An 11,833-nucleotide genomic window follows, 5' to 3' on the forward strand; every position below is an offset into this window, starting at 1 on the left:
GACCGGCTCAGGCCCGGAGCCAAAGCCGGATCGCGGCGGTGGTGACAGTCCGTGGAAAACGTAGGCGCGTTTGTCGTAACGAGTGGCGACGGCCCGGTGGTTCTTGAGGCGGTTAATTGTCCGTTCGACTTCGTTGCGGCGCTTGTAGATCTTTGAGTAGAAGCCGGTGGGCCGGCCGCCGTTGCTGCCGCGGCGTTTACGGTTGGCCCGCTGGTCCTTCGGCTCGGGGATCGTGTGCTTGAGTTGGCGTCTGCGCAGGTATCGGCGGTTCCGCCGCGAGCTGTATGCCTTGTCGCCACCGACGTGGTCCGGTCGGGTCGGTGGGTGACCGCCCTGCGGGCGGTGGACCTGGATCCGTTTCAGGACCTCGATCATCTGGGGTGCGTCGCCCCACTGCCCCGGTGTGACGAGGAAGGCAAGCGGGCGACAACCTCCCTCACCGGCGAGGTGGCTTCTGCAGGTCAGGTCGCCCCGGGACCGTCCGAGTCCCTCGTCGGGCCGGTGGTTTCGGGGCGTCGACCTCTTTTCGGAACGCGCAGTGCCTTCTTGCGGGCCCCGGCCGCATGCTGATGGGCTCGGCAGGAGGTGGAGTCGACGCTGACCATGCTCCAGTCGAGTCGTAGGCCACGAGCTCGGATGCGTGGAGCATGACACGGACGCCGGCCGGACCGGCGAACGCATCGCCCTCGGGCAGCTCCTCCAAGCCTGCTCCCGGGGCGTCTATCCCCACCTCGCCCCGCTCATCGCCCGCCCGGCCGAGCACCTCACCGGCGTCCCCGTCCCCACGCCGCTCGGCGAGCGACTACTGCGCCGAGTGGGCAGGCCGAGTTCTAGGCTCAATGCATGAAGATCACTGTGCGGTCAGCGGTTGAGGCGGACCTGCCAGCATTGCTGGCTCTCTACAGCGAGTTGAACCCGGACGATGCCCCATTGCCTCGGGCGTCCGCAGATGCCATCTGGGCAGCTATATCAGGGCAACAGGGACGGACGATCCTGGTGGCTGACGCTGGCGACACCGCGGCCGGAACGGCGGATTGCATCGTCATACCGAACCTCACGCGCGGCGGGCGGGCCATCCTGTTTGTGGAGAACGTCGTGGTGGCCAGCTCCTTCCAGCGGCGTGGTGTCGGCCGTCAACTGATGGAGTCCGCCGTCCAACTGGGTGAGTTGGCTGGCTGCTACAAGGTCCAGCTGCTGGCGGCGGATGACGAGTATGTCCACACCTTCTACGAAACGTGCGGTTTCAAGGCCATGGCAGAGGGTTTCCGCCGCTACGTCCCTCAGGAGCCTCCCCATTGAGGCGATGTCTTCCGAGGAGGTGACAGGGCATGTGCTGTCTTGGGAGCGGGCCTCCCGGCCCCTCGGCTGCGCTTCCGCTTCTTGGTCTGGTTGAGGACCCAGCGGCCGGGCTCCACTGTGTCCCGGCCGGCGCGGATCCGGAGCACGGGCCACCGGTTGGGCTTCTTGATCGCGCGTGGGCAGTCCCGGTTTCGCCGGGGCGGAGGCAGGCGGCTGCGTGCCTCCTGCCCGGCCTCGGTGAGGGAGCGAGTGCGCTTGGCGGTGTTGGCTCCGAGCTGGAAGGAGGCTGCGACGGATGATGCGGACGCACTTCAGGTAGGACATGCGGTCGGCGTCCACAACCGGGGGGCGAGCGCCGCTGCATGGGCGAACTGGCGGATCGCGTGGTGGACGGCAAGGTAGGCCCACAGTTCTTGCCGGACACCCTCCGGCGTGCGCGACCTAATCGGCCCACCGGGATCCAGGTGGTCCTTGATCTCGTCGAAGGCCAGCTCGATTTCCCAGCGTTCCCGGTAGAGCGCGACCAGCTCGGCGGCCGGGTACTGCTCGGGGTCCAGGAGTGTCGTGCCCAGGTAGGCGACCTTGCCGTCCTTCGTAAAGGTGATGACGCGGTAGATCGTGGGCTTGGGCAGGGTCCGGCCCTCCCGTGCGGCTGGGAGCCGGACCTCTAGAGGCCGTTTTTCCTCAGGTCGGACCATGCACGCCTCGGACCGGCCCGGCCGGCAGGCGGCGGACCCGGCACGCTCCGGGACGTCGCGGGGGCTCCCCCCTGCGGACGGTGCTGCTGGATATCGCGGACCCGGTCTTCTGCGGGGAGGCGATGGCCCGGGTGGAGGAGATGACGGCAGGTGGGGTTTGGGCGGTGGTGAACCGAGGTGGACGAAAGAAGGAGACCGGCCGCTGGTGGACGGCGCGGATCGGGGTACACGGGCCGGCATGGCACCGAAGACGCAACACCTCAGGTCCCTGCGGGCCGTACGCCAGCTGCGCCGAGTCCGCACCTTCTACACGGCAGGCGTCCTGCTGTGGGCGGCCGCCACGGTCTGGACGGGATGGACTCATCCCGGGAGCCGGCAGATGTGGGTCTCCGTACTCCTTTTGGCAGTCTTCACCGGCCTGCTCGGCGTGGCTTCCCTGTGGTTGCAGCGTCTCCAAGCCGCCGCAGGACACCTGCCGGCGCATCACGCCGCACCCCGACGAGCCATCGCCCCACGGCATGCAAACGCTTGAGCCCCGACGACAGGACGCTTTTGGGCCAGAAAAGCCGGCGTCGGCACCAGGGTTCCAGCACCACCCCGCTGTAGGTCCCTGCGGGTCGGTGACCATGGGCCACTGCGGTGACTCAGGAGTCCAGGCGGGTGGCCACCGACTGCTGCATATGCCGCTGGGTGCCTGGACCATGCCGTAGCGGTCCCGCAAAATGGCGGCGTCGGCCGCGTTGGGGGGTCTGGGCACTCGGAGCAGTCCGGCTTCTTCACCGGAGGCTGCGTGGACAGGAGGGGTACTAGGTCCGGGCCGGAGGGGGACTTGTCTGCCGGTTCCCCCGCGCTCCACCACAACGACATGTACTGCGGCGCACGTGTGTACTCCAGCACCGCCGTGCCGTGAACCGCCCGGGACTCGTAGCGGCGCGACAGCACTGGAGGTTTGCTGCAGAGCAGGGTGTCCCGAGTTCGCCCAGTGATCCGTCAGGGCAGCCCGGCCCCGGCGAAGGTAGGTGACCGAAGCCGTCGCGCCCAGAAGGTCGTAGCCGGCGGGTTGCGGGAAGTGCACGATGCGATCGGTGCTCAGGTCCCCACCCGGCTCCAGAACGGTCACTGTGCCCGACCGCCCGAAGACCTGGCCCTGGGCGGGGAGGACGTAGCGTTCCACCTCCGTTCCCCGCCTCCCCGCCGCCAGATCGTCGACGCGATCCGCTACGTCGTGGACACTGGCTGCAAATGGCGGGCTCTGCCTGCGGATTTCCCGCTCTGGCGCACGGTCTGGGGGTTCATGGCCCGCTGGGCCGCCGCCGGGATCATCGGTCAAATCCGGGACCAGCCGGCGGGGCGGATCGGCCGTGACATGGGCAAAGGCCCTCGGCCCCCGAGCAGTGGCCACCGTGGTCGATTCCCAGAAGTGAAAGCCGCTGAGACCATCTCCAAGGCCACCCGCGGCTACGACGCGGGCAAGAAGAACAACGGCCGAAAACGCCACCTGGTCGTCGACACCCGCGGCCTGCCCCTCATGGTCATGGTCAGCCCGGCCGACCTGCATGACGCCGCAGCGGCGAAGAAAGTTCTCTTCCGCCTGCGCCTGATGTACCCGGAGATCACGATCGTGTGGGCCGACTCCGCTTACGCCGGCAAGCTCGTGGACTGGGCAGAACAGCACCTCAACCTCACCACCGCCGGTCAACCGTCCCAAGGACGCCTGCGGCTTCGTCGTGCTGCCCCGCCGCTGGGTCGTCGAGAGGTCGCTCGCCTGGATGACGCACGCCCGCCGCCACGCAAGGGACTACGAACGACTCATCCAGCACTCCGAAGCCCTGATCACCTGGGCCGCCATCACCTCCATGACCAGGCGTCTCGCCCGGAAGAGCGCCACGCTGGCCCGACAAGGAGCAAGGGCAGGGACCAGCGACGCATGCCGCCACCGTGCCGCAGAAGCCCCGCAGGGCGCCTTAGACGGGCCCGCTGCGCCCCTCGGATGGATGATGCGGTGGCCGTCCTGCAGAGCCGCCTCTGGCTGGTGTGGCGGACCCTGGAAGAGGGGCCGACAAACCGCGAGGGAGGCCCTGTGACGCTCAGACCCGGTGGAGCCGATGCTGGCGCAGGCCGCGGAAGTGCCGGGCCCGGCGGCACTGCGGGCGGGGGCGGCGTACGAGCAGAAGCCGGACGGTCACCGGGCTGCTGTTCAGCGCGGCCGGCCCGGGGCTTGGTGCAGACCCGTCGCGGGGCGCTGGTCCGGGACTGATGGCCGGACCTGGTGGCGGCCGCCGAGGCGCAGTTGCCGCATGGCCTGGTCCTCGATGGCGAACTGGTCGTCTGGGACGCCGAGGCAGGCCGGTTGTCCTTCGAGGTGTTGCAGCGCCGGGCCGCCACCCGAGCCTGCGGCGCCGCCGGCCTCGCCGCCCGGTGGCCGGCCTACTTCGTCGCCTTCGACCTCTTGCAGCAGGACGGCCAGGAGCTTTTGACGTGCCCGTGGGCGAGCGGCGCGCCCTGCTGGAGAACCTGTTCATTGAGGACGCCCTGACGGCCCCGTGGACTCTCTGCCCGATGACGACGGACCTGGCCAACGCGGGGGAGTGGCTGGAGTCCTGGACGGGCGTGTCGGGCGTGGAGGGGATCCTGGTCAAGCCCCTGAACGGCCGCCATCTGCCCGGGTACCGAAGGTGGTGTGTCGACTGCACCAACGAGGATCGATTCGACATCGGCGGATGTGACTCAGTCCTGACCGGTCGAGGGCCAACCCGATGTCAGCCGACGCGGTCTTCGAGGAAGTGACGGATGTCGGAGGCAAGGGATGCCATCTGCCCGCCGGTTTCCAGCTGTGTGGTCACCGAGGCACTCCAGCCGCCTGCGGCGTTCCGCCAGGGGCGCAGCGTCCAGGTCAATCCGATGTGCCCACCTGACCGGAAGACTGCGGCCACGTCGAGGTCGCGGTCGTTGGTCTCCCAACACCGCTCGCCCTCCCAGCCAGTGAAGTCCGCAACCAGCTTCTCCAGGAACGGCGCACGATCGCTGGCGTCCCCGATCCACGCCACGGCCCCGTCGAGACGCGCGCTCAGTCCTGGCGCCTGTACCTCGACTGCGTAGTGCACGCAGTAGTCGTCGGAGCTGTAACGGTCACGGAAGCGGACCTCCACGGACGAGTTGTCCTGACAGCGGATGGCCACGCACGTCAGCTCATCGAAGTTGTCGCCTCGGGAGATCACGAAGAGAAGCCCAGGTCAGCGCAGGACCTGCCGTTCAATGTCCGGAACGGATCCCGGATCGCAGGACAGGACAACCACGAGATTGCTCAGGCAGCGAGAGCGAGCGCGGGAAGAAAGGCTGTGGGGTCGGGCCGTCGAATGCTTTCGTGGGCTGCCCGCTGCTGGTGGTCCGCTCGCACCACCGAAGGCCGGCTGTTCTTCGCCGGCGCCGACTCGGTTCCACCGGCACGAGGCGGACCGTGGCCAGCGCCAACAGCCGCCCGGCGCCCTTTTCGCGACGGGGTCGATGCCCTCGGGCCGTTTGGCGGAGCACCATCGTTGCTCTGCCCGCAGCAGGGTCCCGAAAAGCTGCGGTTGTCCGGCGGCGTCGCCCGACAGCGCCTCGTCCGCAGCCTCGACGATCAGTAGTACTGGTCCGCGGGCGGCCAGTGCAGATCGCCGGGACCCGGGGATGCCCGGGTCAGTCGGTCGGTCGTGCCGATGGCGCTGCGGGCCGCGAGGCGGACGTCACCGGCTGCCTGGTTCCTGAGTCCAGGGGCTCCGGTCCGCCCTTCTCGTTCTCCGGCCGGTTCGCCGGGACTCCGAGCCCTCGATCCACCGACGGGAACGGCTGCCTATTCCGCGGCGAGGGCCTTCAGGTAGGAGGCCGCGGCGTGGACCTCGCCGAACCTCGGGAAGATCCTGCCTACGGCGAAGGCGTGCTCGTCCGCCGCGAAGGCGGACATCGCGTCCTCGACGAACTCGATCTCGTAGCCGTGGTCGCTCGCCGCACGGGCGGTGGACTCCACGCCCATCGTCGTCACCAGCCCGGCCAGGACCAGCCTGCCCACGCTCAGGCCGCGCAACTGCTCGTGCAGGCCCGTCCCGTGGAAGGCGCCCACCGTGCGCTTGACGATTTTGATGTCGCCGGGGCGTGCGACGCCCTCGACGAAGCCGCTGCCGGGCGGCTGTTCGGCCACGTTCGGGCGCTCAACTCGCACCGCCACCACCGGGCGGCCGCCGGCTCGGAACGCCTCGGCCAGTCGCACGCACCGCGCGGCCACCTCCTCACCCGTGTGGGGGGCCAGTGGCAAGGCCACGATACGGGGCATCAGGTCGATCAGGACCAAGGCGGTGCCGGGGCCGGCACCCGGCTCGGGCTTCGAAGTCTCCATCACCAGGCGATCGTAGAGCCGGTACGGCCGGGAGCGCAGCCGTGCGGTGCGCGGGGCGTGACGGGCCCCGTGCACCGCACGACCGCTGCCGGCGACAGCGCTGCGACCGTCGTCCGGCGGTCGCAATCTCGGAGCGCCGCGCTCCACGCCTCGCCGCGCCGCTCGACCAGGCCCGGCTCCAAGCGCTGCACGTCACGTGGGCGGAGGCAGTGATCGCGGAGGACACCCAGAGCTACCCGGCACCGCTGACGGCGGAAGTTCCGGTCGACCCGATTCTGGCGTACGGATTCCCGGACGGTGGGCACCGTCGCCAGCGTGCCGGGCGCGGAAGCTCGTGTGAGGCGGGCGAGCGCCTCGGCCGGCGGCCGGCCCCGATCTTTACGCGGACACCACGCGACGCGGCGGTGGGCCGACCGCGCACCCGCGCGGCGCCGGACCGGAGCCCGTACGGCGGCTCCGGTCCGGGCAGCCCGCTGCCGGGCGGACCGGGATCTGGGCCTGCGCATCGCGACTGACGCGCTGAACAACCCCGGCCGAATGGCCAGTGGGCGCCCACAGCCGGGCGTGGGCGGCGGCAGTGCCGTTCGCGGGCACGTTTCGAAAGCCTTCGAAAGGCTGTCGGGCCGGCGGGCCGCCCCGCGAGACTCCTCGGTACCGGGCAGGCCGCGACCGGTTCGCGGCCGGAAGGCATCGGGCCCTGGTGACCCACGTATGTCAGGAGCACATCAGTGATGAGGAGAACGTTCTCCCGACGGCCGGGCCGGATCGGCCGGCGCCGGCTGACGACCACGGCGCTGGCGGGGACGGCCCTCCTCCTCGCCGTCACCGGCTACGTGAGCGCCGGGGCACCGGCAGGCGAGGGCGGAGCCCCGGCACCAGCGGGGACCGTCGTCGCCACCACCGCCGCTGGGCGGAGCCTGCTGCACGACGCGGAACAGGAGCTCCAGCGCCGGTGCATGACGGCGGCCGGGTTCCGGTACCGGGCCAAGCCCGAGAACCCACTGCCCGAGGCGCGCGACTTCCCGTACGTCGTCGACGACGCGCAGTGGGCCGGGCGGTAGGGCTACGGCAGCGTCCTCGAACCGCGGGTCGAGGCGCTCCGCCGCCAGGACCCGAACCGGGTGCACCTCGGCGGCCTGTCCCCGGAACGCCGCCACGCCGCCGTGACCGCCCTCAACGGCACCACCGACGGGCAGGGGCTGCGCGCCGAACTGCCCGGCGGCGCGGTCGTGGGACACAGCGGCAACGGCTGCCGGGTGACGGCCTGGCGCGCCCTGTACGGAGACGTCGCCGGCTGGTACGCGGCGAACACCCTCGTCGGCAACCTGGGCGGCATCAGGCGGCAGCGGGTCGCCGCCGAGCCCGAGTTCGCCGCAGCCGTACGGGCCTGGTCGGCGTGCATGCGCGAGCACGGCTTCCCGTACCGGACCCCGCGCGAGGCCAGGGACGCCTTCCTCGGCGGGAAGGGCGCTCCCGACAGGGCCCGTGAGGTGCGCGTGGCCGTCCGGGAGGCGCGGTGCGCACACGACAGCGGCCTGGCGGCCGTCGCCCAGCGCCTCGACCACCACCACGACCGGGAACTCCGTCGTGAGCACCGCACCGCCGTGGAGCGGGTGGAGCGGCTCCGGGCCGCCGCCCCGCCGCGGGCGCGTGAACCCCAAGATCTGAAACAGAACACGACTCACGAGGCGAGCCCCGACCTCAAAACCAGATCACTAGCCGGGCTCGGCTACGCCACCGGGCCACTGCCAGGGGTGGGCATTGGAGTACGTGGCGCGCAGCTGGACGGGCCGGTCGTCCTCGTCGGTGAAGGACACGGCTCCGAAGATGGTGGCCTTCGGCAGGGTCGCGGCGAACTCCTCGGGAGGGAGCCACTTCTTCCTCACGATCCGCTCCCCCCGACCGAGGCGGGCAAGCGGGTCATGCGCATCAGCGCCGGGTCGGACGCGAAGCCGAGCTGCTCGTACAACGGGGCGGACCCAGCGCTGGCGTACAGCTCGTAGAGGGTGACGCCGTCGCGCTCCAGGTGGTCGAGGAGCTTGGCGAGAGCGGCCTTGGCGTAGCCGTTGCGCCGGTGGGCGGGGTCGGTGGCGACCGCGTGGATCCGGACGGCCAGCCCCTTGGGGTACTTCGGGGCCGGAAGGACGGCGTGGACCAGGCCGGGGGCACAGGTGGCGAGCCCGCCGGTGGGGGAGTCGACGACGTACGCGCGGGCGTCACCGCCGTCCCGGAGGCGTAAGGCGAGCTGTTCGGTGCACGTGGTGAGCCAGGCTTCGTCGAGGGGTTCGCTGAGGATGTTCTCGGAGCGCAGGCGGGCGATCTCCGCGGCGTCGGGAGGGGTGGCAAGGCGGGGTTCGGGCACGGGGTTCCTTCCTCGAAGGCGGCGGGTGCCCCACGGGTCATGGGCGCCGGGTCGCGTGGAGTCGGCGCAGGGTGCGGTGGCCGCGTTCGGTCACCTCGGGGTCGTCGTGGCTGGTGCCGTAGGCGATGCCGGAGACGGCGTCGAAGGCGGCCTCGCAGTCCAGGCGCAGCTCTTCGGTGGGGGTGAGCGGTCTGCCGTAGCCGTCGAGGAACGCGGCGCGCAGGTCCGGACGGCCGGTCCAGGTGTCGCTCAGGCGCACCAGGTCCCGGGTTGCGGTGTTGTACTCGGACCGTTCGAAGTCGAACAGCTGCGGTTCTCCGTCTTCGGCGAGCAGGACGTTGCGGTACTGCAGGTCTCCGTGGGTGGGCACGAGCGAAGGCTGCGGAAGGTCCGCGTAGGCACGGGCCAGCGCGAGGACCAGGTCCTCGTCCCCGTCGGCCAGGTACGGTCGCGCCCCCTCCGAATGGCGCTTGATCTTGTCGGCGGCCGTTGCGGATTCGGCAGACCGCTCGGGTGCGCTGCGGTGGAGGGCGCTGGTGAGACGGCCCAGAGCGTGCTGGATGCGCGCCTCGTCGGCGGCGTCGAGGGTCATGCCGTGCAGCGGGCGCCCGGCCAGTGCGGTGACGACGACGGCCTGCGCCTCGGTGTCGGCTGCGACGAGGCGGGGAGCGCGCGGCCCGAGCGCCGGCACCCATGACCGGTACGCGGCCACTTCCCGGTCATGGAACTTCGGCCCGCGGTGCCGTTTCAGGTACCAGGTGCCGCCCCCGGGTCCGGTGAGGTGCCACACCCGGCTGCCCGTGCGGACCCAGGACACCTCGGTCGCCTCCACGATCCTGCCGATGGCCTGCTCGGCGAACACCCGCAGCCGGTACGGCAGCTCCACCCCGCCAGTCAGCGGTCCGGCCAGGAGGCGGGTGCGGTCGGGGCCGCCCTGGCCGTACTCGATGGCGTCGCCCGGCTGTTGGAAGTGCACGGCGGCGGGCAGGCCGGCGAGGTAGGCGTCCAGCCCGGCCCGGCAGTACGCCACCATCGGCCCGGGGAGGGCATCCAGCGGGTACCAATCCATGCCGTCGCAGCGGTCCGGCTCCATGATCCGGGGCCGACCCGACCACTGGCGTACTTCGAAGAAGACACCGAGACGGGAACGGGATCCCGTCGGTGGGCGGTGGTGGACGGTGACGGCCGCGGTCACGTCCTCCGTCGCGATGACGACGCCTGCTTCCTCGCGGGCCTCCCGAATGACGGCCTCGACCATGTCCTCGTCGGGGTCGAGGTGCCCGGACGGGAGATGCCACAGGCCCGACGCGTACACGGGTCCGGCGCGGCGGGACAGCAGCACCTCCGGGCCGCCTTCGCCGTTGCGGCGCAGGACGAGGTGGACGTCGACCGGCACCGTGTGCCGGGTCCTGCCGCTCACCGCGATGCCCCGGGGCGGCGGGCGAGTAGCACGGTGAACACGCCGCCCTCATGCAGGAGCCCGTCTTGAGCGTGTTGGAGGAGGAGGGCTTGGGCCTGCTCCTCGAATCCGGGGCGGTCGGCGAAGAGGTCGGGCCGGGCGAAGCTGGTGGACCTCAGGTAGCCGAGGACACTGGGGGGAGTCCAGGCGCGGGTGAAGGGGATGCGGTGCTCGATGATGTCGCTGAACGCGGAGTGGGCCAGGTCGTCTTCGTAGCGGCGGCCGGGCTCGCGGTGGGTGCCGGTGGTGCCTGCGCGGCGGTCCTCTCCGCGGTGGGACTGGATCAGGCCCTTTAGCGCGGCCGTCCACTCGGCCGGGTGGGTCCACAGGCTGCCGTCCCCCATGACCGCGGCGGCGGCCTGCGGGGCCGCCACCCGGCTGGCCATGGCCAGCACCGCGAGGCGGACCATCCAGTGGAAGGCCCGGCAGCAGGTGATCAGATCGGCCTGGTACGCGGGCTGGGCAGGGGCGAACTCTTCTGCTGGGATGGCGTGCACCGTGGCGGTGTGCCCGCCCAGGTGTGGTTGGAGCTCGTCGAGTGCGGTGCCGAGCATGCCCTGGTCCTGGTCTACGAGGTCCAGGTGGGCCGTGCGAGGCAGGGCGGGGAGCATGGACAGGGCTACCTGCCCGGTGCCGGCGCCGAGGTCCAGCAGCGTGGGCGCATGCACCCCGACCAGTTCCTGGACCAGAAGCTGGACGACCTCGTCGGGCAGCCTGGGGCGGTAACGGGCGTAGTGGACCAAGCCGAACAGGGTCACGTGTCTCCGATCGCGTGGTGCGGGCGTGAACGGTGTCTCAGAACTGTGGCGATCAGCTGTGGGGGCGGTCGCGGGTGTCGGGGACCTGGGGCAGCCAGGGCACGGCGTTCTCGCGGAAGCTCTGGTTGACCGGGACCAGTTCGGGCGGGTTGCCCAGCGCGGAGAGGGTGACCGCGATGCTGGTGGCCCCGTCGTCGAGGGCGCAGACCTGGCTGCCGCAGTTCGGGCAGAAGCCACGCTTGGAGTCCGGCCACGTGTAGTGCCACGACGGCTCGCCGCCGGACCATGCCAGGCCGTCGAGCGGGAAGGACACCCACGACATCATCGGTGCCCCCGACAGCCTCTGGCAGTCCCGGCAACTGCAGGTGTGGGGGTAGTCAGGCTCTCCGGCGACCGTGAACTGGATCTTGCCGCACTGGCAGGCGCCAGATCGGGGTGTGGTCACGGCGGGGGTGGGCGAGGTCATGGGGTGGTCTCCCTCGGTGACAGGCTGGGTTCGGGTGCTTGTGACGGGACGTTTGTCCATAGACCCGCCCGACCGCGGGCCCGGCACCCGGCCCAGAATCGGCTCGCCCTCGTGCTGGATCAGCACGCTCTCCCCGCCGTACAGCAGCCCGAGCAACTCCTCCCGGTCCGCAGGCACGCCCCAGTCGAGCAGGTCCCAGCGCGGCGGGGTCTCGTCCGGCTTGCTGCGCCGCACGTACGCCTGCGGCATCAGCACCTCCCGCCGCACAGCCAGGAAGGCCTCACGGACCGGGCCCGGCCGGAGGTGGCCGGCGGATTCCAGCCCGGCGACCATCTCCGCCCGCGCGGCCTCCGTTCTCTCGTCAGGGGCGGTTTCGGTTCCGGCGGGCGGCACGAGGGGATCGAGCACGTGCGACTCCT

11 protein-coding genes and 1 pseudogene are annotated in these 11,833 nt (G+C 71.0%); 4 read left to right on the forward strand and 8 right to left on the reverse strand.

Annotated features, from left to right (window positions below):
* Positions 1 to 7 precede the first annotated feature (7 nt).
* Positions 8 to 620, reverse strand: a pseudogene (locus tag AB0F82_RS16980) (IS5 family transposase); the annotation flags it as partial.
* A gap of 223 nt (positions 621 to 843) precedes the next feature.
* Here AB0F82_RS16980 and AB0F82_RS16985 point away from each other — a divergent pair.
* Positions 844 to 1,299: a GNAT family N-acetyltransferase gene (locus AB0F82_RS16985; RefSeq protein WP_362628131.1), complete on the forward strand. Its 456-nt coding sequence runs from the start codon at positions 844 to 846 to the stop codon at positions 1,297 to 1,299.
* A 311-nt stretch (positions 1,300 to 1,610) separates the two neighbouring features.
* Here the strand turns inward: AB0F82_RS16985 and AB0F82_RS16990 are convergent, their stop codons facing one another.
* Complete coding sequence (locus AB0F82_RS16990; RefSeq protein ID WP_362628134.1) at positions 1,611 to 1,997, reverse strand: transposase; 387 nt, start codon at positions 1,995 to 1,997, stop codon at positions 1,611 to 1,613.
* A 1,225-nt stretch (positions 1,998 to 3,222) separates the two neighbouring features.
* Between AB0F82_RS16990 and AB0F82_RS16995 the strand changes: the two genes are divergently transcribed.
* The gene (locus AB0F82_RS16995; RefSeq protein WP_362628350.1) at positions 3,223 to 4,254 is read left to right on the forward strand and encodes a transposase; all 1,032 of its coding nucleotides are present in this window, start codon (positions 3,223 to 3,225) and stop codon (positions 4,252 to 4,254) included.
* Between the two features lie 12 nt (positions 4,255 to 4,266).
* Positions 4,267 to 4,533, forward strand: coding sequence for an ATP-dependent DNA ligase (locus tag AB0F82_RS17000; protein ID WP_362628137.1), 267 nt, complete (start codon positions 4,267 to 4,269; stop codon positions 4,531 to 4,533).
* A 223-nt stretch (positions 4,534 to 4,756) separates the two neighbouring features.
* Here the strand turns inward: AB0F82_RS17000 and AB0F82_RS17005 are convergent, their stop codons facing one another.
* On the reverse strand, positions 4,757 to 5,215 hold the full coding sequence (locus tag AB0F82_RS17005) for a DUF6228 family protein (RefSeq protein WP_362628140.1): 459 nt from the start codon (positions 5,213 to 5,215) through the stop codon (positions 4,757 to 4,759).
* Positions 5,216 to 5,829: 614 nt separating this feature from the next.
* Positions 5,830 to 6,369: an isochorismatase family protein gene (locus tag AB0F82_RS17010; RefSeq protein WP_362628353.1), complete on the reverse strand. Its 540-nt coding sequence runs from the start codon at positions 6,367 to 6,369 to the stop codon at positions 5,830 to 5,832.
* Between the two features lie 731 nt (positions 6,370 to 7,100).
* On the opposite strand from AB0F82_RS17010, the gene AB0F82_RS17015 reads away from it, so the two are divergent.
* Positions 7,101 to 7,430 (forward strand): hypothetical protein, encoded by a 330-nt coding sequence (locus AB0F82_RS17015; protein ID WP_362628142.1) that lies wholly within the window; start codon positions 7,101 to 7,103, stop codon positions 7,428 to 7,430.
* Positions 7,431 to 8,251: 821 nt separating this feature from the next.
* On the opposite strand, the gene AB0F82_RS17020 is transcribed toward AB0F82_RS17015, so the two are convergent.
* Genes AB0F82_RS17020 through AB0F82_RS17035 form a run of 4 tightly spaced genes read right to left on the reverse strand, consistent with a single transcriptional unit; the run spans position 8,252 to position 11,822 of the window.
* Positions 8,252 to 8,731 carry a GNAT family N-acetyltransferase gene (locus AB0F82_RS17020; protein WP_362628145.1) on the reverse strand — a complete coding sequence of 160 codons (480 nt, stop codon included), beginning with the start codon at positions 8,729 to 8,731 and terminating at the stop codon, positions 8,252 to 8,254.
* A 37-nt stretch (positions 8,732 to 8,768) separates the two neighbouring features.
* Positions 8,769 to 10,151, reverse strand: coding sequence for a phosphotransferase (locus AB0F82_RS17025; RefSeq protein ID WP_362628148.1), 1,383 nt, complete (start codon positions 10,149 to 10,151; stop codon positions 8,769 to 8,771).
* Positions 10,148 to 10,948, reverse strand: a complete 801-nt coding sequence (locus tag AB0F82_RS17030) for a class I SAM-dependent methyltransferase (RefSeq protein WP_362628151.1) — start codon at positions 10,946 to 10,948, stop codon at positions 10,148 to 10,150. The genes AB0F82_RS17025 and AB0F82_RS17030 overlap by 4 nt, the downstream gene beginning before the upstream one ends.
* Before the next feature lie 52 nt (positions 10,949 to 11,000).
* Positions 11,001 to 11,822: a GFA family protein gene (locus AB0F82_RS17035; RefSeq protein ID WP_362628154.1), complete on the reverse strand. Its 822-nt coding sequence runs from the start codon at positions 11,820 to 11,822 to the stop codon at positions 11,001 to 11,003.
* Between the last annotated feature and the right edge of the window lie 11 nt (positions 11,823 to 11,833).

Source organism: Streptomyces virginiae (genome assembly GCF_040638905.1).
Taxonomy (GTDB): domain Bacteria; phylum Actinomycetota; class Actinomycetes; order Streptomycetales; family Streptomycetaceae; genus Streptomyces; species Streptomyces virginiae_B.

Coding starts and splice junctions, on each gene's coding strand:
- AB0F82_RS16990 (WP_362628134.1), bottom strand. CDS start 1,997: ATGGTCCGACCTGAGGAAAAACGGCCTCTAGAGGTCCGGCTCCCAGCC.
- AB0F82_RS16985 (WP_362628131.1), top strand. CDS start 844: ATGAAGATCACTGTGCGGTCAGCGGTTGAGGCGGACCTGCCAGCATTG.
- AB0F82_RS17010 (WP_362628353.1), bottom strand. CDS start 6,369: ATGGAGACTTCGAAGCCCGAGCCGGGTGCCGGCCCCGGCACCGCCTTG.
- AB0F82_RS17015 (WP_362628142.1), top strand. CDS start 7,101: ATGAGGAGAACGTTCTCCCGACGGCCGGGCCGGATCGGCCGGCGCCGG.